General features: G+C 55.8%; 20 protein-coding genes. 8 read left to right on the top strand and 12 right to left on the bottom strand.

From position 1 onward, the window contains the following. Positions 1 to 72 precede the first annotated feature (72 nt). The 3 genes from ACR0CZ_RS01690 to ACR0CZ_RS01700 form a co-directional block, all read right to left on the bottom strand. Positions 73 to 1,029, bottom strand: a complete 957-nt coding sequence (locus ACR0CZ_RS01690) for a glycosyltransferase family 2 protein (protein ID WP_480537119.1) — start codon at positions 1,027 to 1,029, stop codon at positions 73 to 75. Next, on the bottom strand, positions 992 to 2,740 hold the full coding sequence (locus tag ACR0CZ_RS01695; RefSeq protein ID WP_480502978.1) for an ABC transporter ATP-binding protein: 1,749 nt from the start codon (positions 2,738 to 2,740) through the stop codon (positions 992 to 994). The genes ACR0CZ_RS01690 and ACR0CZ_RS01695 overlap by 38 nt, the downstream gene beginning before the upstream one ends. Before the next feature lie 137 nt (positions 2,741 to 2,877). Next, positions 2,878 to 3,441, bottom strand: coding sequence for a DnaA N-terminal domain-containing protein (locus ACR0CZ_RS01700; RefSeq protein WP_480537118.1), 564 nt, complete (start codon positions 3,439 to 3,441; stop codon positions 2,878 to 2,880). Between the two features lie 590 nt (positions 3,442 to 4,031). Here ACR0CZ_RS01700 and ACR0CZ_RS01705 point away from each other — a divergent pair. Further along, positions 4,032 to 5,339 (top strand): AAA family ATPase, encoded by a 1,308-nt coding sequence (locus ACR0CZ_RS01705; protein WP_170394161.1) that lies wholly within the window; start codon positions 4,032 to 4,034, stop codon positions 5,337 to 5,339. After that, the gene (locus ACR0CZ_RS01710; protein ID WP_170394159.1) at positions 5,336 to 6,442 is read left to right on the top strand and encodes a ParB N-terminal domain-containing protein; all 1,107 of its coding nucleotides are present in this window, start codon (positions 5,336 to 5,338) and stop codon (positions 6,440 to 6,442) included. The genes ACR0CZ_RS01705 and ACR0CZ_RS01710 overlap by 4 nt, the downstream gene beginning before the upstream one ends. Positions 6,443 to 7,323: 881 nt before the next feature. Here the strand turns inward: ACR0CZ_RS01710 and ACR0CZ_RS01715 are convergent. From ACR0CZ_RS01715 to ACR0CZ_RS01750, 8 genes are read right to left on the bottom strand one after another with little or no spacing between them, the layout of a single operon-like run. Beyond that, positions 7,324 to 8,166, bottom strand: coding sequence for a fumarylacetoacetate hydrolase family protein (locus ACR0CZ_RS01715; RefSeq protein WP_170394157.1), 843 nt, complete (start codon positions 8,164 to 8,166; stop codon positions 7,324 to 7,326). Positions 8,167 to 8,183: 17 nt separating this feature from the next. Further along, positions 8,184 to 8,939: an SDR family oxidoreductase gene (locus ACR0CZ_RS01720; protein ID WP_480537117.1), complete on the bottom strand. Its 756-nt coding sequence runs from the start codon at positions 8,937 to 8,939 to the stop codon at positions 8,184 to 8,186. 8 nt (positions 8,940 to 8,947) lie between these two features. Further along, a complete protein-coding gene (locus tag ACR0CZ_RS01725) occupies positions 8,948 to 10,450 on the bottom strand; it encodes an aldehyde dehydrogenase (NADP(+)) (RefSeq protein ID WP_170394153.1) in 1,503 nt (500 codons plus the stop codon). Positions 10,451 to 10,462: 12 nt separating this feature from the next. Further along, positions 10,463 to 11,575 carry a fumarylacetoacetate hydrolase family protein gene (locus tag ACR0CZ_RS01730; RefSeq protein WP_170394151.1) on the bottom strand — a complete coding sequence of 371 codons (1,113 nt, stop codon included), beginning with the start codon at positions 11,573 to 11,575 and terminating at the stop codon, positions 10,463 to 10,465. Between the two features lies 1 nt (position 11,576). Next, positions 11,577 to 12,407 (bottom strand): amidohydrolase family protein, encoded by an 831-nt coding sequence (locus ACR0CZ_RS01735; RefSeq protein ID WP_170394149.1) that lies wholly within the window; start codon positions 12,405 to 12,407, stop codon positions 11,577 to 11,579. Next, positions 12,404 to 12,832, bottom strand: coding sequence for an RbsD/FucU domain-containing protein (locus ACR0CZ_RS01740; RefSeq protein WP_170394147.1), 429 nt, complete (start codon positions 12,830 to 12,832; stop codon positions 12,404 to 12,406). The genes ACR0CZ_RS01735 and ACR0CZ_RS01740 overlap by 4 nt, the downstream gene beginning before the upstream one ends. After that, positions 12,822 to 13,874: an aldo/keto reductase gene (locus ACR0CZ_RS01745; RefSeq protein WP_170394145.1), complete on the bottom strand. Its 1,053-nt coding sequence runs from the start codon at positions 13,872 to 13,874 to the stop codon at positions 12,822 to 12,824. The genes ACR0CZ_RS01740 and ACR0CZ_RS01745 overlap by 11 nt, the downstream gene beginning before the upstream one ends. Beyond that, complete coding sequence (locus ACR0CZ_RS01750; protein ID WP_170394143.1) at positions 13,871 to 14,608, bottom strand: GntR family transcriptional regulator; 738 nt, start codon at positions 14,606 to 14,608, stop codon at positions 13,871 to 13,873. Before ACR0CZ_RS01750 ends, ACR0CZ_RS01745 begins: the two co-directional genes overlap by 4 nt. Positions 14,609 to 14,692: 84 nt before the next feature. On the opposite strand from ACR0CZ_RS01750, the gene ACR0CZ_RS01755 reads away from it, so the two are divergent. The 6 genes from ACR0CZ_RS01755 to ACR0CZ_RS01780 all read left to right on the top strand — a co-directional run bounded on the left by ACR0CZ_RS01755 (position 14,693) and on the right by ACR0CZ_RS01780 (position 24,365). Beyond that, positions 14,693 to 16,246: an altronate dehydratase family protein gene (locus tag ACR0CZ_RS01755; protein WP_170394141.1), complete on the top strand. Its 1,554-nt coding sequence runs from the start codon at positions 14,693 to 14,695 to the stop codon at positions 16,244 to 16,246. A gap of 29 nt (positions 16,247 to 16,275) precedes the next feature. Next, positions 16,276 to 17,814 carry a sugar ABC transporter ATP-binding protein gene (locus ACR0CZ_RS01760; protein WP_480502973.1) on the top strand — a complete coding sequence of 513 codons (1,539 nt, stop codon included), beginning with the start codon at positions 16,276 to 16,278 and terminating at the stop codon, positions 17,812 to 17,814. Continuing rightward, on the top strand, positions 17,811 to 18,818 hold the full coding sequence (locus tag ACR0CZ_RS01765) for an ABC transporter permease (RefSeq protein ID WP_170394139.1): 1,008 nt from the start codon (positions 17,811 to 17,813) through the stop codon (positions 18,816 to 18,818). Before ACR0CZ_RS01760 ends, ACR0CZ_RS01765 begins: the two co-directional genes overlap by 4 nt. Positions 18,819 to 18,865: 47 nt before the next feature. Further along, positions 18,866 to 19,810, top strand: coding sequence for an ABC transporter substrate-binding protein (locus ACR0CZ_RS01770; protein WP_170394137.1), 945 nt, complete (start codon positions 18,866 to 18,868; stop codon positions 19,808 to 19,810). 838 nt (positions 19,811 to 20,648) lie between these two features. Continuing rightward, positions 20,649 to 21,899 carry an aminotransferase class V-fold PLP-dependent enzyme gene (locus tag ACR0CZ_RS01775; protein WP_170394135.1) on the top strand — a complete coding sequence of 417 codons (1,251 nt, stop codon included), beginning with the start codon at positions 20,649 to 20,651 and terminating at the stop codon, positions 21,897 to 21,899. A 21-nt stretch (positions 21,900 to 21,920) separates the two neighbouring features. Continuing rightward, entirely contained in the window at positions 21,921 to 24,365 is a 2,445-nt protein-coding gene (locus ACR0CZ_RS01780) for an FAD-dependent oxidoreductase (protein WP_170394133.1), read from the top strand. A gap of 16 nt (positions 24,366 to 24,381) precedes the next feature. Here the strand turns inward: ACR0CZ_RS01780 and ACR0CZ_RS01785 are convergent, their stop codons facing one another. Next, positions 24,382 to 25,269, bottom strand: coding sequence for a LysR substrate-binding domain-containing protein (locus ACR0CZ_RS01785; protein ID WP_170394131.1), 888 nt, complete (start codon positions 25,267 to 25,269; stop codon positions 24,382 to 24,384). Positions 25,270 to 25,461 lie beyond the last annotated feature (192 nt).

The raw sequence follows: 25,461 nt of genomic DNA on the forward strand, positions 1-25,461 counted from the left end.
TCAACTTGAATTAAACCGAACCAGAACGCGTAGCGTCATGGTCTGAAGGTGGTTTATCATTGCCAGTGGCCACTACTTCCGCTGGTCAGGCCTCCGCATCCAGAGAAGTCGAATGGTTTCCGTAATTTTTGCGACGCGGATCACATAGTGAACGCCCCACACACCAAAAGCCTGTTTGGTTGACAGATCCTGATTCCTCAGAAGGTTTTTCAACGTCTTGAAGGAAGGGATCAATTTCTGCACAGGCGGGATGTAATTTACGATGCCGCGCTTGGCATTGCGGCGCAGCCTAGCCCCCTCAATACGACGGGCTTTGGTGATGTGATCCTCAAGACTGTCGCGCGCCGGATGACGGACGATGGCGTCTTCGGCAAACACAATCGCTTCGCCCGCAGATTGAGCACGATCATTCCATTCCATGTCCCCGCCGGACAACACCGTGTCGTTGAACCGACCGATGCGATCCATAAGCTCCCGCCGTACGATCAGATTGGCCGTAACCGCACGCCCCCGTTCCACCCATTTTTTTTGCTCTAACCCCAAATGAACATCATAGAGTTCGGTCGTCTTCCAATCCTGCCCGTTCGGGATCAGCACAACATTGCCGCCAAAGCGATTAACCTCGGGGTGGTCTTCGGCTATTTTCAACCCGGCCTCTAGATAGAGCGGGTCAGGCTGACAATCGGAGTCGGTGAAAAACAGCAGCTCCGAGGCGGCTTCTTCGATTCCTCGGTTGCGCGCTGCGTATGAGCCGGGTTTTGCCTCACTTAGAATGCGGGCGTTGGCGGGCAGGCGAAACCCGTTGGGCATGGGGTCGGTCGGGTCATTGTTGACTGCAAGTATCTCGAACTGGTTTGTGTTCAGTGTCTGAGAGGCGAGCCCATCCAGACAAAGCTGCAATTGGTCCCAGCTTTGATAGGTCGGGATGATCACTGACGCGCTCAGGGGCGAACGCGCCTGTGTAATGTCAGGCCGTTGGATCACGTCGGGATCATTCGGCATTGACGGCGTTCGAGTACTGATGGTCATACAGGGTTTTGAATGGCCCCGGTTTCTTCAGCAACTGTTGGGCGCTGCCCTGCTCAAGAACTTCACCAGCCTCAATCACGACGATCTTGTCCGCATGCATGATGGTTGAAAGCCTGTGAGCCACGATGATTGTCGTACGCCCTTCGGTCAGGCGGCCCAAGGCTTCCTGAACCAGATGTTCCGACCGCGAGTCCAGCGCACTAGTTGGTTCGTCCAGCAGCAGGATCGGGCTGTCGCGCAGAAGCGCGCGCGCAATCGCAAGGCGCTGTTTTTGACCACCGGACAGGAAGGCACCATTTTCACCAACCAGAGTGTCAAAGCCTTTCTCAAGCGACATGATGAAGTCATAGGCATTCGCGGCCTTGGCAGCCTCGATCACGTCGTCTTGCGAGGCACCCTCACGGCCAAATCGGATGTTGTCGGCGATTGAGGCCGAAAACAGAAACGTCTCTTGCCCGACGAACGACATGTTCTGGCGCAGTGATTTGAACGAGGCGTATTTGATATCCTGACCATCGATCGATACCGAACCACTGGTCGGGTCATAGAGGCGCAGGGCCAAATTCAGAATGGTCGACTTGCCGCCGCCGGACAGACCAACGAGAGCGGTGGTTTGTCCGGCTTCGAATGTAAGCGAAAGACCCTTCAGAATCGGATCGCTGCGGCGATACCCGAATGTAACGTCGTCAAACACGACCTCTCGCGGGCCGTCGGGCAGGCTTTTGGGATTGGCCTCTTCCGGTAGGGTATCCGGCTCGTCCAACATATTGAACAGCATTTGCACCCGGCGCAGACCCAGCTCCATTTTAACCCGCACTTTGGTCAAGCGCTTCGCGGGCTCATAAGCCATCATCACAGCTGTCACGAATGACATCAGTTCACCCGGAGTGGACGCTGCAGCGCCAAACAGCTTGCCAGCGCTCAATCCGATGACCGAGGCGATTGCAAAACCGGCCAATATATCCGTCAGCGGGCTCGTCGCAGCTTGCAGACGCGCAAGCTTGTTGCGGCGCTTCTCAACGCTTTTCACCGCCGAATTCATCTCGAGGGCCATGCGTTCCTCCAGCCCGAAGGACTTAACCACGCGAATACCTGCCGAGGTTTCCTGAATGACCTTCATGATCGTTCCCATCCCCTGCAGTTCCATATCAGCAATCTCTCGAACTTTGCGGAGAAGCTTCCGAACGCCTAGAATCGCCAAAGGGCCGACGATCAGGGTAAAGAGCGACAAGATTGGCTGCTGATAGAACATCACGGCGAGCAATCCGATCAGGGTGAGCATGTCACGAACAGCGGTAGTAACCATGATCTCGATCACAGTGCGCGCAGCAAGGGCCGTTTGCGTCACCTTCAACAACAGATCCGAGCTTTCGGTCAAATTGAAGAATGACACCCCTTGCCGCAAAAGCTTGTCGTAAAGCTTGATCTGCTGTTTCGAGACAATCCGGTTCCCAGCACGTGTAAGGGCCACAATCTGGACGTAGGTTGCAATGCCTTTGACCAGGAAAATCGTGAACACGGTCATCGAAACGCCAAAAATCTTGGCTGAGTTTTCACTGTCAAACAGCGAATCCACCACATCACGCATGATAAAGGCGATACCTGCTGTGGTTGCCGCAACAAATACCATCGCGATGATCGCGATCGTATAAGGGACCACTTGCTCGCGCATATTTTCGGAGAGCAGTCGCCACAGGACGGAATCACTCAATACGGCCGCAAATTTTGATTTGATCTTTTGCAATGCACATGTCCACTGTGATCAGGATCGAGCTATGTCACATTTGACGCGCTCATAAACAGTTTCCGCTAGATAGTCGCCTGTTGCCAGTTGAGCAAGCCCGCGCCCTATTCTGCCGCTTCAATGCGGATTGTTCGAACCGAAGGGTCTACACGCGAATAAGCGGCCAAAACCCTCCCCGACCATTTCTGTGCAATGTAATCCGCCATAAAACGCGTTGGTGCAATCAGAGTCGCCAGGCCCCCTGCCCTTTCGGCTTCGTTCAGATGCTTGAACCAACTGGACCAAAGTTCTGGGTCACGCTCATGTAGGATCGATTGAACCTGTGCCCAAACGTCTTCACCCTGTGGGGGCGGGATCGATGGCTTTGACTGAAATGGCACAACATTGGTATCGCGCTCTGGCTTCTGCTGCATTCGTTCTTGGAAATCCGTCCCGATGACGGGCCAGGTTTCCATTGTGTCCAGCATGATCTGCTTGAGGTCGAGTTCATAAACCGCAACCCGACCCCGAGCGGCGGGTCGTTTGACCGCAATCCAGCCTGCGCTGCGCAGCTTAGCCATCTCACGTTTAACTGTGCGTTCGTTCACGGACCACAACCGAGCGATCTCTTCCCGACCAATCGACAGTTCATTGGAGCGCCAGTTATAGCGCGTGGTAATTAATGTCATGATGCGAAGAACACTGCGATGACGATGCTTGTCACCTGATAAGGCGTGAACGGCGAGCGCCGACAAGATATCGTACTTCAGTGCAGGCGCATTTCGCCCGACCGGTTTCGCAACCTGCATCCGTTTCCTCACCGCTCTTTTTTGCCTCATGCGGGTTGATCCCGCCGTAATCGCGCCGTTTCCCAACGCTTTTCGTGATTGTTCACTGATTAGCGTCCAATACTTCGATTCTGTCAAGAGTTCGTTGAGAACACGCTATTTGGTAGCTGCTATTCGCTATCAAAAAATAAAAGAAATAGGTGAATTTATGGTGATGGGGGACATACTGGGTGTCCCCTTATCGAGCAATAATGTCCCCCTATATGCCGTATTTGCTTGAGTTGTGTCCCCCTAAATCTGGTACGATATCCGAATTCAGGACGATCGCAGAAAGAAGCAGCGTTCCGAATCGGTCAACACTAGATACGGCCATATTTTCTTACCCGTGGGTAACATCACAACCTTACAATAATTTCTTTTGCCAAATATGCAAATCGGGCGTAAATAACAAAAGAGAGAAAAATAACGTCCAGAAGAATGAGAACTGAGGCATGTACACGCACGAAGACCTGAATGCATTGCGCACCCAGTCCCTGAAATTGCAGGGCTGGATTCGCCAGCAGACTTTCAGCCCTGAGATGGAGAAGACGCTAAGGCGGTTCTCAAGCTGGGAGGTGTCCGAGCTGATCTTTAAGGTGAACCAATCGACTTTCCGAGGAAAGCTGGCCGCCGATCCTTCATTGCCAGGAGGCGAGGTTGAGCCTGATGGGCGGCAGCGTTGGTTTAGTCTGGAAGAGGTAAATGAGCTCAGGCGGCGGCTTAAGGTTAATCGCAAAGCGCTCACTCCCCCACGCCCTGCGGGCAAGCGGGCGGTTCGGGCCGCTGTTGCCAATTTCAAAGGGGGGGCTGGCAAGTCGACCGTGGCGTTGCATCTTGCGCACGCCGCTGCTCTGGACGGCTACCGAGTATTAGTGGTGGATTTTGACCCTCAGGCGACGCTCAGCCATTCGATGGGTCTGACCGATGTCGCTGAAGATTTCACCGTCTGGGGTATCATGGCGCGGGATCTAATCCGTGAAACCGAGCGCATGAATAACCGCCCTGCGGCTGCGGAGTCAGGAACCGCCCTGCCCCGCCGAGAATTACCACCTTCTATAACGGATATGGGCCTCGGCGAACTGCGCATTTCTGATTTTGTCAAGCAGACCTCGTGGTCAACGATTGATGCGATACCTTCTTGCGCCAACGCTGCTTTCGTCGAATTCGCATCAGCACAATATCGGCACCTGAATCCTGAGTGGTCTTTTTTTGCAGCTGTGTCCCGCTATCTGGATCAAATACCGAATGATGCTTATGACCTGATCCTGTTCGATTGCCCGCCTGCGATAGGATACCAATCGATGAATGCGGTGTTCGCAGCAGACATGTTGTATATCCCGTCGGGGCCCGGATACTGGGAATACGATTCAACCACCTCATTCATTGGACAGTTGGCTGAAGCCCTCGAAGATCTGGCCTATGGTTTCGACAAGACCTTACCCACGGGTAAGATTGGTTTACCCAAGACATTCTGCGAAATTCGGTTTTTGCTTACGCGCTATGAACCGGGGAATGCACTGCACACAGCGATGTATGACGCATTCCGCAAAGTCTTTGGTGAGCACCTCGCCGAGCACCCGGTCGAGATGACGCGTGCGGTCGAGCAATCTGGTCGGTTCCTGAGTTCAGTTTATGAGATGGATTACCGTGAGATGACGAGGGAAACCTGGCGTCGTGCGCGTTCGACATTTGATAATGTTTATGATGAATTCCGGGGCGTCATGCTATCGGCCTGGGACAAGCTGGAGGATGACGTATGAGCCGAAAACGCAGAATGTTCGATATCGATATGCCAGCGATGGAAGAAATCCCGGTTGGCAAGATTCCGGATAAAGCGCTTGAGAAAAGGCGCGGACCGATGGCCACTGCAATCTCCGAGAACGCTAATGCGCTACGCGACCAGCAAACTACCGAAGATGCAATCAGAGTCGAAAATGACAGGTTAGCGCACGAGCTTGTGCGACTACGTTCAGAAGGGTATGTTACTGAACAGATCGCATTGGCGGATGTTGTTACCGAGCGCCTGACGCGCGACCGCAAGCCTGGCCCTGATCCTGAGTTGGATGAGTTGAAGGCTTCTATTCAGGATGTAGGTCTTTCGAACCCGATCCGGGTCGAGCGCCGCAACGATGGACGCTTTGAGTTAATTCAAGGAATGCGCAGATTATCGGCATTTCGCGCATTACTTGAGGAAACTGGCGACGCGCGATTTGCGACGATACCGGCCGGTGTTTCTGACGTCGCCGAGCTGGATGAAAGCTATCGTCGCATGGTCGATGAAAACCTGATCCGAAAGGATATCTCGTTTGCGGAAATGGGCGCGCTCGCACGTGCCTATGCGCAAGACCCGGCCAATGATTGTCCGGATGTCGACAAAGCGGTTTCAACCTTGTTCAAATCTGCAAGCTATACCAAGCGCAGCTATATTCGGGCGTTTGCGAGTTTGCTGGCCATGTTGGAAAAGGTTCTTATGCACCCAAACGATATTCCACGGAATGTGGGTGTTGAGCTCAAACGAAAGCTCGACTCTGATCCCGGATTGATCCGACGAGTCAGTACGGCTTTGGTGAATGAACCAAATCGCGACAGCGTGCGCGAAGTGGCCATTCTTCGCGATTTTCTCACAATCGAAAATGCGACCGCCGCCAAGCCAAAGGCTGAAGCCGTTGGTAAACCACGCCGCGCGAAGACAACGTTTCAGGTAAGGGGCAGGGCAGGGATTGCAAAGTGTTCTGCATCCAGCGGAAGGATCGAACTTCGCTATGATCTCGATTTTACCCGTGTCGATAGGGCGAAATTAGAACGTGCTGTGGCCACCTTGATCGAGGATCTGCGAGAAGAAGACGATCTTACCCACGGGTAAGACGGGCTTAGCGAGATAGATCCGAAGCGCGGCGCTGGTTAATTTCAGCGCCGTTTTTTTGCACAAACAGACCAATCGTGTAATACGGTACCCTGGGAGACCATCTAAACGCTTAGCTTTTACCGCCCGGCCTCAAATTCTTGTTTTGTAGTTCGGGCAGGTATGTTCCGAGCAGAGTTGACGACTAAAAGTTCAGGCCATCAGTAGAAGGTTTCTTAACGTATTGATATGGAACTAGGGCAGATAATCTACAATTTATGTAGTTAGTCGCGGCTGAACAGATACACAGTTTTCGCGGCAGGGCAGGGACGACGCGATCGCTTCTATCTTCGAGCGCCCCGGCACTACATTTCAACGGGAAGACCAACATAGCGTACCGAAACATATTCGAGGCGCGTGAGCATATAACGGATTGGCCGTGAGCACCTATCAATGAGGGATATGATTGCGCTGTGGCTAGCCAAAGAAAGGGCGGCGATGGGTTGAATGATTGACCGAGTAGAAGGTCATTTGGGCGTAGTGTGCAAAATACTTTAATAAGTATTATTAAGAGCTGTATCGGTCTGCCTACTTTAATGCGAAGGCGCCCCATCTAGCCGGCTTAGGGGCCTGCTGAATCGTGATTTAAGGACAGGCTTTGTTAAAGCTTGCTAAAAAAACAATGACTCTTCTCAGTATTGAAACGCCCGAAGCAACCAGAAAGATGTTCGGTAACCTGATCCGATACTACAAATACCGGATTAATCGCGCGAGAAGCGCCTATAAGAATATATACTGGCCTGATAGATAATCAGTATACGGGCGGCGTTATCTGAGACAAAACCTTCTCGCTTACTTTTGTTTCTTCAAGGCTACATATGGCATTTGCCAACAGCGCGATCTCATCCCTGGATGACGTTCTGACGTTGCGTGCCCAGACCCTGAATACCAAGCTCCATTTTGTCGCCGGGATTCAAGTAGGTCTGCGGGTTCTGTCCCATACCAACACCCGGGGGTGTGCCTGTAGAAATTACGTCACCGGGTTGCAAAGACATAAATTGCGACAGATGCGAGATGACCGTCGCTACGCCAAAATGCATCGTTTTGGTTGATCCGTCCTGATATCGGTGCCCGTTTACCTCAAGATACATCGGAAGGTTCTGCGGGTCGGGGACTTCGTCTCGTGTTACCAGCCAGGGGCCAATTGGGCCGAACGTGTCCGCAGACTTTCCTTTGACCCATTGGCCAGAGCGATGAAGCTGAAAGTCACGTTCTGACAAATCGTTCACTACGCAGTAGCCGGCGACGTGGTCTATGGCTTCCGCCTCAGAGACATATTTGGCCTTTTTGCCGATAACGACGCCCAGCTCAACTTCCCAATCGGTTTTGACCGATCCGCGCGGGATTTCTACGGTATCGTCGGGGCCGGCGATGGCCGAGGTGGCTTTGAAGAAGATCACGGGCTCAGCAGGCAATTCCATGCCGCTTTCTGCTGCGTGATCAGCATAATTCAGGCCAATGCATATGAACTTTCCAACATTGCCAACGCAAGGACCGATGCGCGGGTTGCTGTCTACCAATGGCAGGCTGGCCAAATCTAGTGCGCGGAGCTTTTCAAGAACGACATCGCCAAGAGTATCGCCTGAGATATCATCCACCACACCGGAAAGGTCGCGAACCGAGCCGTCTGAGGCCAAAATGCCGGGTTTCTCAGCGCCCTTCGGACCATAGCGTAGTAGTTTCATTGTCAGGTCCTTCCTGCTCAGATCGTCCAGCCGCCATCTATGGCAAAGGGCTGGCCCGAAGTGTATTTGCTGGCATCACTGGCCAAATACAGAGCCAGTTCAGCGATCTCTTCCGCTGTGCCAATACGGCCCATCGGTTGACGGGCGATGAAATCAGTCATTGCCTGCTCATAATCCCCGGTGGTGCGAAGCCGGTCATGCAGGCTGGGGCTGTCCACCGTACCTGGACAAATCGCGTTGCACCGAATGCCCTGGGTCACAAAATCGGCTGCCACAGACTTGGTCAGGCCAATCACCGCTGCTTTTGACGCGCAATACGCAAATCGGTTGGGCACGCCTTTCATGGACGATGCGACCGACGACATATTGATGATCGATCCTCCGCCTGCTTTCAGCATTCCGGGTAGAGTCAGTTGGATCAGTCTGAACATGGCCTTTACGTTGAAGTCAAAGCTGAAATCCCAATCCTTTTCAGTGCATTCAAGAATTGATCCCCCCGCTACATAACCTGCGCAGTTAAACAGAATGTCCAGTTGCGGCAGATTGACCGCTGCATCTGTAACGGCCTTATCGTCCATTACGTCCAGTTGCAGCGGTTCGATACCCGGAATACCGCCCAATTCGGCAAGCGCAGCATCGTTGATGTCGCTGGCTATCACCCGTGCGCCTTCGGCAGCGAACAATTCGGCGGTTGCACGGCCAATGCCTTGGCCAGCTGCTGTGATGAGAGCGGTCTTATCTGCAAGCCGGTTGGATGGGTTGATTGTCGACATGAACAACCTCACAATATCTCGGGTAGAAGCTCGGATGGGATGTCCTGATAACAAACCGGCCGCAGGAAACGGCGTATCGACAATGTTCCCACGGATGTTGCGCCAAAGTTGGTTGAGGCGGGGTAGGGGCCTCCGTGAACCATGCTGTCGCAAACTTCGACCCCGGTCGGAAAGCTGTTGGCCAACAATCGCCCAGCCTTTCGTTCAAGCAGCGGTAGCAGTGCCTGAGCGTCGGGTTTGTCGCCAGCGTCCAGATGTAGTGTGCAGGTCAACTGCCCTTCGATGGCCCGCGCGATCTGTTGCATCTGAGAGCTGTCGTTCACGCGTACGATGATGCCCAATGGTCCGAAGACTTCTTCTTGCAGCTTCCGATTGGCGAGCCAGTCATCACCTGAAACAGTGAACAGGTATGGGGCCGCATCGCGTGACTTGCAGCTTGTGCCGATAATCTTCGATACACCGGTACCAGCAGCTACACGCGAAACTCCGTTTCGGTATGCCTCCGCAATTCCATCGGTCAGCATTGTCTGCTCGGCCACCGAAGACAGGCCAGCCTCTGCCGCTGCTTGAAACGCGTCAGCATCAGGACCGTCGATGATCACGGCGATACCGGGGTTGGTGCAGAACTGTCCAGCGCCCATGGTTAGGGACGCGGCCCAGCCATTGCCGATTTCAGCACCGCGCGCGGCCGCCGCTTGCGGCAGTATGAACATCGGATTGACTGAACCCAGTTCGCCAAAAAACGGAATGGGTTCATCGCGTTGCGCGCATAAATCGAACAGCGCCCGTCCACCTCCGAGGCTGCCCGTAAAGCCAACCGCCCGGATCAAGGGATGTTGCACCAATCGCGTGCCCACATCCCGTTTGCCACCCTGTACCAATGAAAACACTCCGGGATGAACTCCGGTCGCCTTGATGGCGGCGTCGATGGCCTGCGCCACGATCTCGCCCGTGCCGGGATGGGCCGAATGGCCTTTAACGACAACCGGACATCCTGCGGCCAGTGCCGCGGCGGTATCGCCCCCAGCAACCGAGAAGGCCAATGGGAAGTTCGACGCGCCGAACACCGCAACAGGACCCAGCGGGCGCTGGATCATGCGCAAGTCGGGGCGGGGCAGGGGTGTACGATCCGGCATGGCCGGGTCATGGCGCATGTCCAGATAATTACCCGCTTCGATGTGATCGGCGAAGAGGCGCAGCTGGCCGACGGTACGGCCACGTTCCCCCTGCAGGCGCGCCTCGGGCAAGCCGGTTTCCTGAGTGCCGATTTCGGTGATGGCATCCCCGCGGGCATCAATCTCATCTGCGATCTTGCGCAACAGCGCGGCACGTTCGGTACGAGAGGACCACCCGAAAGTGGCAAATGCCGACTCTGCTGCCTCCACCGCGTTATCAATCATCGCCGCTGTCCCCACAGAAAAGTCATGGCTTGGTCCATGCGCTGGTTCTGACGCAAAAGTGGTGTCTGCGCCGATCCATTCGCCAGCTATCAGGTGTTTTCCGGTCAACATATTCGTTCTCTCTTACAGCAGGCCGCGATGGGCGAGGTTTCGCATCAGGTGTGATGCCCCAAAGGTCCATTCGGGGCATTCCGTCGACAGGCGCACGGTGTTTGTCAGCGCTCCAAGGCGTGTATTGGAGATAGTGACGACATCGCCAATTTTGTGAGTGAACCCACCGCCAGGTGTGTCACGGTCTTGGGTCGGGGCGAACAGGGTGCCAAGGAAAAGCATCAGCCCATCAGGATATTGGTGATGGCGCCCGATAGTCTGCTTCACAAGGTCTGCAGGATCGCGACTGATCTGGGACATAGATGAGCTTCCGTTCAGCACAAATCCATCCGATCCGGTCACGGTCAGCGCAAGTTCAGCCTGGCGTACATCGTCCAGTGTGAACCCATCATCGAACAACCGGATCATCGGTCCGATCGCGCAAGAGGCATTGTTGTCCTTTGCTTTGCTCAGCAATAAAGCCGAACGACCTTCAACGTCACGCAGGTTGACGTCGTTCCCCAGCGTAGCGCCCTTAATCTCGCCCTTAGAAGTAACGGCCAGAACGACTTCGGGCTCGGGGTTGTTCCAGGTCGAAATCGGGTGAAGACCGATTTCTGAACCAAACCCGACCGAAGACAAAACTTGTGCTTTGGAGAACACCTCGGCATCGGGGCCGATCCCGACTTCCAGATACTGGCTCCAGAGGCCTTCAGCGATCAGTGCTTCTTTGACCTCTGCGGCCGCGTCCGATCCAGGTACGATGTTCGAGAGGCTGTCTCCGATCCGGTCTCCGATGCGCGCCCGGATCGCGTCGGCTTTGGCAGGATCACCGGCGGCTTGTTCCTCGATTACGCGTTCGACCATGGACCCGGCAAATGTGACACCACAGGCCTTGACCGCCTGCAGGTCACACGGGGCCAGCCATTGGTGGTCGGCGTCCAAAGGGCCGATATCTTCACCTTGAGCGTTGCGCACATGATCTGCTTCATCGTCGCGTTCCAGAATGTCCCTGACAGTTGGTGCCGTTTTTGACGTGATATCGATAATCCGCCCATTGCGCAGGGTCACCACGCTGGGGCCGATTCCACCGCGCTCAATACGGCCGAGCCACAGCCCGTTCGAATCCAATGTACCTATGGTCATTTTAATTCCTGAGGTTGTAGGCGCGGGCGGCGTTGCCACCCATTATTGCCTGTCGTTCTGCGCTGCTCAGATGTTTCAGCAACATGTCGGTGGTTTCACACCAGCGCTCATAGCTACTGGCCAAGGTGCAAACTGGCCAATCGCTACCCCAGATCAGACGCGATGGACCGAAGGTGTTCAGCAGGTGATCCACGTACGGGCGCAGATCGTCGATCGTCCAGTCTTTAGCAGCCTCAGTCACAAGGCCTGAAAGCTTGCACCATGCAGTTGTATCTCGGGCCAATGCGGTCATGTTGTCGGACCAGTCACCCAAGATTGCGTCTTTGATCAGCGGTTTCGAGCCATGGTCGACGACTACACGCATTTTCGGATGGCGTTCCAGAAGTTGTCTGAGCGGGCCCAGATGTTGGGGCAAGGTCAATGCATCGAATGTCAGGTCATGCCGTTGGACAGCCTCGAAAGCTGGAGGCAGCGTGTCGCCGAGCATCCACAGAGGGTCAGCGATGTCCTGTATCATCGGACGAAGACCGACCAGTGCCGGATGGGCGTCTAACGCAGAAATCTGTGAGCCAACATCATCGGCTTCAAAATCAACCCAGCCGACAACACCTTTGATAAACGCATTCTGGTCGGCCAGCGAGAGCATGTATTCCGTCTCAGCCACAGTGGGCGCCGCCTGGACAAGGACTGTGCCATCGATCCCGGCAGCCTTAAGCAGGGGCATTAGATCGTCCGGCGTGAAATCCCGGTAGATCGTGTCCAGATCGGGCGTCAGCCAGCCATAGTCGCAGCGCGCCAAAGCCCAGAAATGCTGATGCGCGTCGATCCTCATGCGATCACACCCTTTTTCAGGATGATGTTGCCATAAAGCCTGCGTTCGCCCGTTTGAACGATGGCAAACGCGTTGGCCGCACGCTCGTAGAATGCAAACCGTTCCAAGCCCTGAACTTTGGCCGGGTTGTCGGCGGTCGTGTCGATGATGCGTTGAAAGTCCGCGACTGCGTCGGGAACCGCCTCTGCGTCGCCGACAACCTGCATGGTCAACGCCGGATCAGGAACGAACGTATCCAAAGGCATCACAGAAAGTACGGCCTTCAACATTTCACTGGCTGTAGACCCATCGGCCCTGATGCAGTCTGGTCCCATGCTGGTGCCCGGAAAATTCGCATCTGCGATAACAATCTCATCCCCGTGGCCCATGGCCCTGAGGGTGAAAAGCAACTCCGGCGACAGGATCGGATCGATGTTACGCAGCATCTGCAGTCTCGCTTGGCAGAGGCGCATCCGGTCGGATCAGACCTTCGGATCGTAGGTCCGCCCACAGGCCCGGGGGAATGTCACGCTCCATCAATGCCACATTGGATTGGACTTCGGATGCGTTTACGGCTCCGGGAACTACTGTTTTGACGCAAGGATGACCCAGAACAAATTGCAGTGCTGCAGCAATCAACGGAGTGTCGTGCGCCGCGCAAACGGCTTCGATTTTGCGAACCCGGTCCAGAATGTCTTCGGGCGCGTCAGCATAATTGTACTTGGCGCCGGGCACTGCTCCGGTCGCGAGAATGCCTGAATTGTAAGGTCCTCCGAGGATGATCCCGACATCGCGCTGCTCGCAGAGTGGCAGGAAACTGTCGAGGGCCTCTTGTTCAAGCAATGTATAGCGCCCAGCCAAAAGGAACCCGTCGAAGTCGCCCAGCCCAAGAAGTTTCTCGCAAACCTGCCATTCGTTTACACCTGCGCCGATTGCTGCGATTTCACCCGCATCGCGCAGCTCGGTCAAAGCCTTGTAACCTCCGCCATCAAACAGTTCACGCACCTTGGCGTCCGAAACCTCTTGGCTGCCTTGGCTGAAGACACAGACATCATGGACCAGAAGAATGTCAGAATTGGCGACACCGATCCTGTTGCGGCTTGCCTCGTAAGACCGCATTACGCCGTCATAGGTATAGTCAAACACGATCCGTTTCTGCGGTACATCGACGAAAGCTTCGGGCGTTACTTCATGCGGTTCGCAATCCAGTAACAGGCGACCGATCTTGGTTGAAAGCTGGATGTTTTCGCGCCCGAACCGACCAATCGCCTGCCCAAACCGATGCTCTGATCGGCCAAGCCCGTATTGCGGCGCTGTGTCGAAAAAACGGATGCCTGCGTCATAGGCGGTCTGCAATGCCGCCTGCGCGTCCTCGTCCGAGACTTTTCGGTACAGGTTCCCCAATGGTGCCCCACCGAACCCCATGCGGGTCAGGGGAACGGGCCGCGTGGTCCGGTTGTTCAGTAATTCTGTTTGGGAAACGGTCATCCTGCCTCGCTATTCAGCTGTGGGGTGAGGTTGAACAGATGCGGCTTCAGTTGCTCCAACTGCTCAATGCGCGGCATCAACTGCCCGAGGTGGGCGCGCATAGCGACCTGCGCGGCCTGTTCGTCGCGATTGCTGATTGCCTCGAAAATGGCCCTGTGTTCTGCCAGTGTTTCAGCGATCCGGCCAGGGGTGGGCAGCAATAGCATGCGTGCGCGACTGACCTGTAAGGAAACGGTTTGGGCAACGTCGGCGAGGCGGCGGAAGCCTGTAAATTCCATCAGAAGACTGTGGAACTCTTCATCAGCCTGATAAAAGCCTGGGATATCATCATCCATAATCAACAGTTCCTGCAGACGCATGTTGCGGCTTAACCTTTTACGCTGAACGTCGGTTATGTCGCGCGCGACTTTGGCGACAGTTGCGAGTTCAAGCGCTTCACGCAGGAATACGCCTTCGCGGATCTCGTCCATCGAAAAGTAGGATACGCGAGTGCCTGATTGCGGCACTACATCCACCAGACCTTCCGAGGCCAAACGCGCGATCGCATCGGCCACAGGTGCGCGCGACACACCCAATCTTTCACACACAGGTGCCTTCCTGAGGTTCGCTCCGGGTGGGAAATCCAGTGAGAGAATCGCCTGCTTCAATGAGTGGTGAACCCGCTGAGCGAGCGGTCCTTCGATCGTTGTGATCTCGGGCAACAGTTCGGCATCAATATCTTGGTGTTTGTTCATACTGCATAAGTTAGCATTCTAACATGTTAGTTGACAAGTAGAGATATTGGATTTAGCAACATTGACCAAGCAAGTGGAGAAGAGATGCGAGCGAACGGCAGCATAAACGTTTTGGAAGAGGCGGCTCGCGATGTCGTAAAGCTAAATCCGCAGGACAACATCGTTATTGCTTTGCGTGACTTGCAAGCGGGTGAGCAGCCGGCACATGTTCCCGTGCAATTGGCTGCGCCCGTTACCCGCGGCCACAAGCTAGCCGTGTCATCAATCCAAACTGGCGAGAATATTGTCCGCTACGGTCAGATCATCGGGCAGGCCAAATGCGATATAGCGCCTGGCGAACATATCCATGTGCACAACCTTGGCATGGGGGCGCATCAGCAGGACTATGCACATGCCAGCGCCAACACCCCGCTGCCTGTTCTGACTGAAAAGCGTACATTCGACGGATACCATCGATCTGACGGTAAAGTGGGAACCCGAAACTACATCGGGATTCTAACCACCGTGAACTGCTCGGGTTCGGTAGCGCGTTTTATCGCCGACGCAGCGGAAAAGACCGGGTTCTTGGAAAGCTATCCCAATGTTGATGGTGTGGTCCCGATTGTGCACGGGACCGGATGTGGAATGTCCAGCAAGGATGAGGGTTATGCCACCCTGTTTCGGACGTTGGCCGGCTATGCACAGCATCCGAATTTCGGGGGTATTCTGCTGATCGGTCTGGGCTGCGAAGTCATGCAGGTGGCAGATCTTGTCGGCGGTCGACCAATCCGCGCTGACGGCGCGCTGCGTTATATGACCATTCAGAACGAGGGCGGAACACGCCGCACTATCGAACGGGGGCTGGCGGAGTTGCGCGGCATCGCCCATCTGGCCAATCAAGCCGAACGCGCTCCGGCTCCGATCAGTGCCATCACGGTCGGTATGCAATGCGGCGGCTCGGACGGGTATTCTGGGATAACCGCGAACCCGGCGCTGGGGTATGCGTCGGATTTACTGGTGCGCCATGGCGGAACAACGATCCTGTCGGAAACCTCGGAAATCTACGGTGCCGAACACCTGCTGACCCGGCGGGCCGAGACGGTTGAGGTGGGTGAAAAACTGATCGAACGCATCCACTGGTGGGAGGACTACACGGCCCGAAACGGCGGTGAGATGGACAACAACCCAAGCCCAGGCAACAAGCGCGGGGGGCTCACAACCATTCTTGAGAAATCGCTTGGTGCCGTAGCTAAGGGAGGCACCGCGCCACTGCGAGACGTCTACAAATTCGGTGAGATGATCGACAAGAGCGGGTTTGTCTTCATGGACAGCCCCGGTTTTGATCCGTGTTCGGTCACCGGGCAAGTCGCTTCGGGTGCGAACCTGATTGTGTTTACCACCGGGCGTGGTTCGGTGTCTGGATATCAGCCAACGCCCTGCATCAAGCTGGCCACCAATTCCGAAATGTATGCCCGCATGGCCGAGGATATGGATCTGAACTGCGGTGACATCGTGACAGACGGGATCAGCATCGAGAGCAAGGGCGAAGAACTGTTCGAAATACTGATCCGTGTCGCCTCAGGCAAGAAAACCAAAAGCGAGGAACTTGGATTTGGGGGCGTTGAATTCGTCCCCTGGCAAATTGGTGCGGTGATGTAAACCGCGTTGGCCCAAGGGGAGAGGGGCAAATGGGAGGCAATAAAAATAGACTGGTCGAAATGACGGGGATTGATAAGTTTTTCCCCGGCGTGCACGCGCTGAAATCCGTGCAATTCGATCTTGAACCGGGTGAAGTTCACGCGCTGATGGGCGAGAACGGTGCCGGTAAAAGTACGTTGATGAAAATCCTGTCGGGTATTTATCAACGTGACGGTGGGACCTTGAAGATAGAAGGGCGCGAAGTCAGTCCGACAGCCCCGCGCGAGGCGCAGGATCTAGGTATTGGGATCATCCATCAGGAACTGAGCCTGATGAACGACCTGACTGTAGCCCAAAACATTTTTATCGGACGCGAACCGCGTAAGAGCTTTGGCCGTTTGGACGAGGCGGCGCTGAATGCGCAGACTGCCGAAATCTTTGCTTCGATGAACCTCAGCCTTGATCCCAAGGCGTTGGTTGGCAGCCTGACCATCGCAAAACAGCAAATGGTCGAGATCGCCAAGGCACTGTCCTTTCGGTCCAAGGTGCTCATCATGGACGAGCCAACAGCGGCCCTGAATGACGCCGAGATTGCTGAGCTGTTCGTGATCATCCGCCGCCTCAAGGCTGAAGGTGTAGGCATCGTTTACATTAGCCACAAGATGGACGAGCTGAAGCAGATCTCGGATCGCGTGACGGTTATGCGCGATGGGGAATATGTCGGAACAGTTGGGGCTGCTGAAACCCCGATCAGCCAGATCATCGCCATGATGGTGGGCCGAGAGGTCAAGGAAGAACCGCTGGACGTGCCCGATCTGGGTGATGCGGAGATGTCTCTGCAGATCACCGGGCTGAGCCGGAGCAACGAAATTCAGGACGTCAGTTTCTCGGTCCAAAAGGGTGAAATTCTGGGCTTCGCCGGTCTTATGGGCGCAGGTCGCACCGAGGTCGCGCGCGCCATATTTGGGGCCGACCCCAAGGATAGCGGAGAAATCCGGGTACATGGTCAGGTGGTGTCGATCAAATCACCCACTGACGCCGTCAAAGCGGGGATTGGGTACCTGTCCGAGGATCGAAAGCATTTCGGCCTCGCTACTGGTATGAATGTACGCGACAACATCGCGCTTGCCTCGATGGACCTGTTCACCGGCGCAGGCGGGGTTCTGCACGATGGTGAAATCAGCGACACCGCCAAAAGCTACATCCAGCAATTGGGCATTCGAACACCATCGGATGTGCAGGAGGTTCGTCTGCTGTCAGGCGGCAATCAGCAGAAGGTTGTCATCGCCAAATGGCTGCTGCGCGACTGCGATATTCTGATCTTTGACGAACCGACCCGCGGTATCGACGTCGGCGCGAAATCCGAGATTTACAAGTTGCTGGAAGAACTGGCAGGGCAGGGCAAGACGATCATCGTGATCTCGTCTGAACTGCCCGAAATCATGCGCCTCAGCCATCGCATCGCGGTGATGTGCGAAGGGCGGCTGACCGGCATTTTGCCCGGCGGAAAAGACACCACTCAGGAAGACATCATGCATCTGGCCACGCAACGTGCAGCGGCGATGCAGGTAACAGGGACAGTCCAATGACCACAGCAACCGACATCGAAAAGAAAAAGCCACTCTCGGGTCTTGCGGACAGCGGCGCGTATCAAAAGCTGTTGGCCTTTGCCAGTTTGATCGTTCTGCTAATCGGTTTTTCCATTGCTTCACCCAACTTCATGCAGACGTCGAACATGATTGCCATCCTACAGGCAACATCGGTCAATGGCGTTCTGGCCGTCGCCGCGACACTGGTTATCATCACCGGTGGGATCGACCTGTCTGTCGGCACACTGATGACCTTTTGCGCGGTGATCGCCGGCGTGGTGCTGACATATTTGGGAATGCCGTTGCTGTTAGGCGTGGCCGCAGCCATTGCAGCTGGAGCATTCTGCGGACTTTGCTCCGGTACTTTCGTCGCCAAGATGAAAATCCCGCCCTTCATCGCCACACTTGGGATGATGCTGATTCTCAAAGGCCTGTCGCTGGTGATCTCTGGGACACGGCCAATCTACTTCAATGACACGCCGGGCTTTGACCAGATCTCGCGCGGGTCGCTGATCGGTGAGGTTTTCCCGTCACTGCCCATCCCCAACGGTGTGCTGATCCTGTTCCTGGTTGCCATCGCGGCTTCGTACATTCTGGGGCGCACAGTTCTGGGTCGTTACACCTTTGCGCTTGGCTCTAACGAGGAAGCGGTGCGCCTGTCAGGCGTGAACACCGACATGTGGAAGATGCGTATTTATGCGCTGGCCGGAGCGATCTGCGGCATCGCCGGTATCCTGATCGCCTCGCGCCTGAACTCGGCGCAACCGGCATTGGGTTTGGGATACGAATTGGAGGCGATCGCAGCCGTAGTGATCGGTGGCACCTCCTTGTCCGGTGGACGCGGGACGATCCTGGGTACGCTGATCGGTGCGCTTATCATGGCCGTGCTGACCAACGGATTGCGCGTGCTGTCCGTTGCGCAGGAATGGCAGACCGTTGTGACCGGCGCAATCATCATCCTGGCCGTCTATGCCGATATGGCACGGCGCAAGAAATCGGGATGACCAAGCAGCTAATTCAAAGACCAAAACGACCAACTGGAGGAGAAAACATGTTATCACGTCGTTTCATTCTGGGTGCGCTGAGTGCAGCCACCCTGGCAGGACCCGCCTCGATGGCGGCAGCCGAAGAGATCTACATCCCGCTGGTATCCAAAGGCTTCCAGCATCAGTTCTGGCAGGCCGTGAAGTCGGGTGCGGAGCAGGCGGCTGACGAATTTGATGTCACCATCACATTCGAAGGCCCGGACAATGAGACCATGGTGGACCGTCAGATCGACATGCTGGCTGCCGCTCTGGCCAACAACCCCAAAGCCATTGGTTTTGCCGCTCTGGATAGCCAAGCTGCAATCCCGCTTTTGAAGCAGGCCAACGAAAAGGGCATTCCGATCATCGCCTTCGACAGTGGTGTTGATAGCGATATTCCGCTTTCAACCGCGACAACGGACAACCTGGCGGCAGCAGGGTTGGCAGCAGACAAGATGGCTGAAAAAATCGGGGGCAAAGGGAAGGTTGCTGTTGTCGCCCATGACCAGACAAGCCGCACAGGTATTGATCGTCGCGACGGTTTCGTCAATCGCATGGCTGAGAAGTATCCGGATATTGAAGTTGTCACGGTTCAGTACGGCCAGGGCGACCACCTGAAATCGACCGAAGTCACCAAGGCGATCCTGACGGCTAACCCTGATCTAAATGGTATCTTTGGCACCAACGAAGGCTCTGCTATTGGTGTTGTAAACGGTGTTCAGGAGCTGGGCACCGAGGGTTTGGTGATCATCGGTTATGACAGTGGCAAGGCCCAGAAAGACGCAATCAAGAGCGGTCTAATGGCGGGTGCGATCACGCAAAACCCTGTAGGCATCGGCTATGAGACTGTGAAAGCAGCGGTTGCGGCTCTGAATGGGGAAGAGGTTCCAGGTCTGATCGACACAGGCTTCTACTACTACGATGCCTCGAATATTGACGACCCGAAGATCTCGGCCGTTCTGTACGACTAAAAGTACTTATTAACACTGTTCGGCCTGCCTTTTTGGTGGGCCGGACAACCAATGTTCATCGTTCAGGTGAATTATGTCAGTTTTTGCGGGGCAACGGCGTTTGGGTCGCAACACCGGTCTGTCGCTGCTCTGAGTATGTCCTTGGTGCGTCGATGATGGGTTTAAGCCTAATTAGCAGAAATTTTGGCAAATTGATTTAATACTCGAAGTCTGGACATAAGCTAACCTGTTGCAGACGATTAACTTTTCAGCTTTCAAGCAGCGAGCTCTAAACACCAATATGTTACAAGCTATTGACCATCGACGAATGCGCCACCAGCGCGTGAGTGGTTCGCGGTATCGCCGCGTCGAAGGCAAGTTCGTGATCTCTTACAATGGCGATTAGTCAGGTCTGAAAGACGTGACGAAATCCCAAACTGCTGTAAACAAATGCATGAATCGCTATCAATTTAAATACCCCTGCCGATATGGGAATAACGGGATGCAGGATGCATGCCCGCTTCTACGATGTCTGGTTTGTGATGGCGGTACAGGCTGCGCCAATGAGGTTGGATCGTCACTCTCTCAACACCGTCCTGCAAAGCGATGTCTCTAGAACAACGCTCAGGTTACAAACCGTCGGCCTGACCAGCGGTTTCTCAACCAAGCGAAGGCATGCGTGAGGGTGTGATCGGGCCGACGAAATTGAAATTCGCGAACCATATCGTTCTTGTGGCTGAGTTCTCTTGGCTCGATGGTCTCAATTTCCACCCACAATGCCCCAAGTTTTTTTGTGAGTAGTTTTGCAAAAGGGCGCATATATCTTGCCAGAATGACATTTTCGCAGGAATGGTTCCCGATGACCAAGATCACTCCAGAATTGCTTGAACAAATCCGTGCCCGATTTGCGCAGGTTGACCACTGCCCGCAGCAGGGACCGCGTATTTTCTTTGAAAACGCGGGTGGGGCGCTGACGCTGAATTCGGTTGTGGGCACCTCGCAGGCTTATGCTGCGATCCCTGACAATCAGGGCCGCGACAACCCGGGAAGTCACGAACTGGTGCGGGTAATCAACAAGGCCAAAGAAGATATGGCCGTGTTCATGAACGCCCCCGGTGGCCAGTTCTTTGTCGGCGAAAGCGGGACCGAGCTGCTGTTTCGTTTGATAATGAACGCCTGTCTGGGCACCGCCACCGGTCGGGTCCTGAGCACAACATTGGAACATCCCGCGACCCGAAGCGCTTGCGCGCGTTGGGCCGGGGTGGCCGGGCAAGATCATGTTCTGGTGGTCCATGACGACGCCACAGGCACCGTCACCGCAGATGCTTATGCGGCGCAGGTAACGCCGGACACAAAGGTTGCGACTATCGTGCACACCTCGCCGGTGACCGGTATGGGCGTGGATGTAGCGGCTGTGGCTGCCGAGATCCGCGTCGTTGCGCCCAATTGCTTCATCATAATCGACGGTATCCAGCACGCCGCGCATGGCCGGATCGACCTGACCGCCTATGATGTCGATGGCTATGTGATCTCGCCCTACAAGGTGTTCTCGCGCCATGGTTACGGGGTGGCCTGGATTTCTGACCGGCTGACCAAGCTGCCACATAACAGCTTGATCGACGGCCCCGCCGACAATTGGGAAATGGGGACACGCGATACCGGCTCTTACGCTACAATGTCTGACGTAATCAGCTATTTCGAATGGTTGGGCGCACAGGTCAGCGACGCCACCGACCGGCGCGCAAAATTCGTTGCTGCCGGAGAGGCGATCCATGAGCAGGAAAAAGCGCTGACTGATGCGATGATCCGCGGAACCGGCAACCTGCCTGGGCTGGCCGAGATGGAGAAGGTGACCATTCTGGGCGGTGTCGATAACCCTGCACGCGAGGGGCTGGTGTCACTGCAGGTCGAGGGCGTGCCGTCGGTCGATGTGGTCAAGCAACTGAACGAACAAGGCATCCGTACGCATTTGCGCAAGGCCGATCACTACTCGGGCAACATCTTGACACCGCTTGGCATGGACAGCTGCGTGCGTGTTTCGATGTGCCACTACAACAGCGTCGCCGAAGTGGCCCAGTTTCTGGGTGCAATGAAAACCATCGCCGCCTGAGGCATTTGAGAGGGGAAGCACATGAAAACGCATGCGCAAGCGGTTGTAATCGGCGGTGGCCTAGCCGGCTGTTCAATTCTGTATCATCTCGCCAAGTTGGGTTGGACCGATGTGGTCCTGCTAGAGCGGGACGAACTGACCAGCGGCTCGACCTGGCACGCGGCGGCCAACATTCATGGGCTGCATGACAACAACAATATCACCCGCATCCAGCACTATACGATGAATCTATATAAAGAGCTGGAACAGGAAACCGGTCAGAGCTGCGGCGTGTTCCAGCCAGGTTCGCTCTATTTAGCGCAAACCGAAGAACGCGAGCATCAGCTGCGCCTACAGGAAGCCAAGGCTAAATTCTATGGTTTGAACTTCCACGAGGTCAGTCGCGAGCAGGCCAAGGAACTGCACCCGCTGGCGCAGTTCGACGATATCCGCTGCATCATGTATGAACCCGATGGCGGCAATGTGGATCCCTCGGGCGTGCCCCACGCCTATGCTGCCGGTGCCCGCGCCATGGGAGCAACCATAGAACGGTTCTGTCCGGTACTAGGTACGGATCAGCAACCCGACGGGTCTTGGATCGTGCGTACCGCAAAGGGCGATATTCACACGCAATGGGTGGTGAATGCCGCTGGTCTTTGGGGCCGCGAAGTTGCGGCGCTGGCGGGGCTGACTCTGCCGTTGCAACCGACCGAGCACCAGTACTTCGTGACTGAATCCATCGAAGAAGTTGCCAATCTGGGCCGTCGCCTTCCGTCAATTGCAGACCGGGATGGCGAGTACTATTTCCGTCAGGAAGGCAACGGATTGCTCATCGGGGCCTATGAGAAGGACATGAAGTTCTGGGCCGAGGACGGTACGCCGCTGGACTTTGCCCATGACCTGTTCCCCGACGATTTGGATCGGATCATGGAAAACGTGATCCGCGCTACCGAACGTGTGCCAGTTGCCGCCACCGCGGGGGTCAAACGGGTGATCAACGGGCCGATGATCTGGTCTCCGGACTCCAGCGCCTTGTGGGGTCCGGTGCCCGAACTGAAGAACTATTTCCTCTGCGGCGGACTGATCCCGGGTTTCTCGCAATCGGGTGGTCTGGGCCTGCTGGCGGCGCAGTGGATGATCGAGGGCGAGCCGCAATACGACATGTTTGCATGGGATCTGGCCCGCTTCGGCGACTGGGCCGACAAAAAATTCACCAAGGCACGGGTTGAGGACCAGTATACCCACCGTTTTGCCATCCACTTCCCGAACGAGGAGCGTAGTGCAGGTCGCCCCGCCCGAGTCCGCCCTGCCTTTGAAATGCAGAAAGACATGGGCTGTGTCTTTGGTCTGAACTGCGGCTGGGAGCATCCCCTATGGTTCGCCGATCAGCCCGGCGTGCAGGAAACCAACGGCTTCACACGCCAGAACTGGTGGGAGCCGGTGGGACGTGAGGTACAGATGCTGCGGGAGAATGTGGGCGTCATCGACATATCGAATTTTGCGAACTACATCATCAAAGGACCCGGTGCGCAAGATTGGCTGGATCGCTTGGTCGCCAACCGCGTACCGACCGTGATTGGGCGGTCTTGCCTGACGCCGCTGATCTCTGTCCGTGGCGGCGTGGCTGGCGATTTCACCATAACCAAGGTGGCCGATGACGAATACATGATGATCGGATCGGGCATGGCCGAGCGCTATCATCAACGCTTCTTCAACATGATCGACCTGCCAAAGAACACAACCTTCGAAGTCGCCACCGACCGCATAGCAGGGTTCAACGTCGCCGGTCCGAAAGCGCGTGACCTGCTGCAGCGGCTGACCAATGCAGACCTGTCGAACGAGGCGTTCCGCTTTATGCGCTCGGCCACAATCGAGGTTGCGGGTGTCACCTGTCTGGCCATCCGCGTCAGCTTTACCGGCGATCTAGGGTGGGAGTTGCACTGCGCCGAAGAAGATCAGACCCGCCTTTACGCTGCGCTGCTGGATGCGGCCAAGCTGCTGGATGGCGGCCCCGTTGGCGGCCGCGCGCTGGGGTCGTTGAGGATCGAAAAAGGTTATGGCTCTTGGGGCCGTGAGTATTCGCAGGAATACTGGCCGCAAGAGGTCGGGCTGGCGGGCCTCATCAAGCTAGACAAGGATTTCCTGCACAAGGATGCGTATCTGTCGGTCAAGGACAACGCCGCACGCGAAATGCTGTCAATCTTCGAGGTCGAAGTCTCCGAGGATGCCGACGCTACCGGCGGTGAGCCGATTTTTACCCCGGATGGTACCCCGGTTGGCCGCGTGACATCCGGTGCATACGGCTATTCGGTCGGCAAATCGCTAGCGCTTGGCTATATAAACCCTGAGTTCGCACAACCTGGTGATACGGTCGAAGTGTTCATCCTTGGCAAGCCCCATAAAGCGAAAATCCTGTCCGAGCCTCCTTTTGACCCGGATGGAAACCGCCTGCGTGATGTTAAACCGGCACTGGAAGGGGCTGCCTGAGCAGCCCCGTTGCAGGTCAGCGGTTCATGCTGGCGGCGGCGTTTAGCAGCCAGTCCTGAAACAGCCTGACCGACGGTGAAACGGGTTTTTCCTTGAGACGCACGAAATAGGCCCAGGGGCTGTCCAAATCGAATTCGAACGGTTCGATCAGCAGCCCCCGGTCCACATAAGACCCGGCCAGAGAGCGGGGCAGGGCGACGCAGCCCAACGACTGCGCCGCCATCTCCATTGCCAGATTTGAAGCGTTGGTCCGCAGCCCTTCCTTCTGGTTCAGGTCTGCCAGATCAAAATGACGTGCGACCCGTTCCCAATAAGCTGGACGACCCAGAATATGGATCAGAGGCGCCTCTTGCAGTTGCGCCGGATCGGTCAGCTGCGCGCCATTGACTGTGAATTCGGGCGCGCACACGACCGCAAGCTTTTCGGCCCACAGCTGCCGCGCGCCCACCGTCACATCGTCAATATGATTGACCGTTATCGAAATGTCCGAGACGTTCGGCTCGACATCAATCCAGACGGTGCCGTGTACCGTCAGGTCGATATCCGGGTGCTGGTCGCTAAAGCCCCGGATTACGTCCGGTAGCCAATTCTCGGCCAGGCTGACCGGGCAAGACACGACGACTTTGCGGGTGTGTGACCGCTGGATGACCGATTGTGTGGCCACGTCAATCTCATGCAGAGCATGCCGCACTGAAGGCAGATACGCCTCGCCCACGTCGGTCAGCGACAATGACCGGGCATGGCGCACGAACAGAGGCCGCTGCAAAAACTCTTCGAGCGAACGCACATGGTTGCTGACGGCGGATTGGGTGCAGTTCAGCTCATCTGCCGCGCTGGTAAAGCTGAGGTACCGGGCGGCGGCCTCGAAGGAGCGCAGGAAGATCAGGTGGGGCAGGTTCATCATTGCGACAGGTTCCTGGGCGAGCGGGTAGGTGGTGCGCCGGGAATCCTGTTTCGCGGCGGGAATTGATCTGGTTCATATGCTACAATGGAGCGGAGCCAAAGCCACAAATTTTCCGGGGCCATTGCCCTCGTATTGTTTTCGTGCTGCGATGGGCAAACACACTTAGGTTTTGGCCGAACCCGAAACCTCATC

The organism is Ruegeria sp. H9, assembly GCF_056532915.1.

What these genes read in the sequence shown, in the direction of transcription:
- ACR0CZ_RS01690 (WP_480537119.1), bottom strand. Translation starts at nt 1,029, where the DNA reads ATGACCATCAGTACTCGAACGCCGTCAATGCCGAATGATCCCGACGTG.
- ACR0CZ_RS01700 (WP_480537118.1), bottom strand. Translation starts at nt 3,441, where the DNA reads ATGACATTAATTACCACGCGCTATAACTGGCGCTCCAATGAACTGTCG.
- ACR0CZ_RS01705 (WP_170394161.1), top strand. Translation starts at nt 4,032, where the DNA reads ATGTACACGCACGAAGACCTGAATGCATTGCGCACCCAGTCCCTGAAA.
- ACR0CZ_RS01710 (WP_170394159.1), top strand. Translation starts at nt 5,336, where the DNA reads ATGAGCCGAAAACGCAGAATGTTCGATATCGATATGCCAGCGATGGAA.
- ACR0CZ_RS01715 (WP_170394157.1), bottom strand. Translation starts at nt 8,166, where the DNA reads ATGAAACTACTACGCTATGGTCCGAAGGGCGCTGAGAAACCCGGCATT.
- ACR0CZ_RS01720 (WP_480537117.1), bottom strand. Translation starts at nt 8,939, where the DNA reads ATGTCGACAATCAACCCATCCAACCGGCTTGCAGATAAGACCGCTCTC.
- ACR0CZ_RS01725 (WP_170394153.1), bottom strand. Translation starts at nt 10,450, where the DNA reads ATGTTGACCGGAAAACACCTGATAGCTGGCGAATGGATCGGCGCAGAC.
- ACR0CZ_RS01730 (WP_170394151.1), bottom strand. Translation starts at nt 11,575, where the DNA reads ATGACCATAGGTACATTGGATTCGAACGGGCTGTGGCTCGGCCGTATT.
- ACR0CZ_RS01735 (WP_170394149.1), bottom strand. Translation starts at nt 12,407, where the DNA reads ATGAGGATCGACGCGCATCAGCATTTCTGGGCTTTGGCGCGCTGCGAC.
- ACR0CZ_RS01740 (WP_170394147.1), bottom strand. Translation starts at nt 12,832, where the DNA reads ATGCTGCGTAACATCGATCCGATCCTGTCGCCGGAGTTGCTTTTCACC.
- ACR0CZ_RS01745 (WP_170394145.1), bottom strand. Translation starts at nt 13,874, where the DNA reads ATGACCGTTTCCCAAACAGAATTACTGAACAACCGGACCACGCGGCCC.
- ACR0CZ_RS01750 (WP_170394143.1), bottom strand. Translation starts at nt 14,608, where the DNA reads ATGAACAAACACCAAGATATTGATGCCGAACTGTTGCCCGAGATCACA.
- ACR0CZ_RS01755 (WP_170394141.1), top strand. Translation starts at nt 14,693, where the DNA reads ATGCGAGCGAACGGCAGCATAAACGTTTTGGAAGAGGCGGCTCGCGAT.
- ACR0CZ_RS01760 (WP_480502973.1), top strand. Translation starts at nt 16,276, where the DNA reads ATGGGAGGCAATAAAAATAGACTGGTCGAAATGACGGGGATTGATAAG.
- ACR0CZ_RS01765 (WP_170394139.1), top strand. Translation starts at nt 17,811, where the DNA reads ATGACCACAGCAACCGACATCGAAAAGAAAAAGCCACTCTCGGGTCTT.
- ACR0CZ_RS01770 (WP_170394137.1), top strand. Translation starts at nt 18,866, where the DNA reads ATGTTATCACGTCGTTTCATTCTGGGTGCGCTGAGTGCAGCCACCCTG.
- ACR0CZ_RS01775 (WP_170394135.1), top strand. Translation starts at nt 20,649, where the DNA reads ATGACCAAGATCACTCCAGAATTGCTTGAACAAATCCGTGCCCGATTT.
- ACR0CZ_RS01780 (WP_170394133.1), top strand. Translation starts at nt 21,921, where the DNA reads ATGAAAACGCATGCGCAAGCGGTTGTAATCGGCGGTGGCCTAGCCGGC.
- ACR0CZ_RS01785 (WP_170394131.1), bottom strand. Translation starts at nt 25,269, where the DNA reads ATGATGAACCTGCCCCACCTGATCTTCCTGCGCTCCTTCGAGGCCGCC.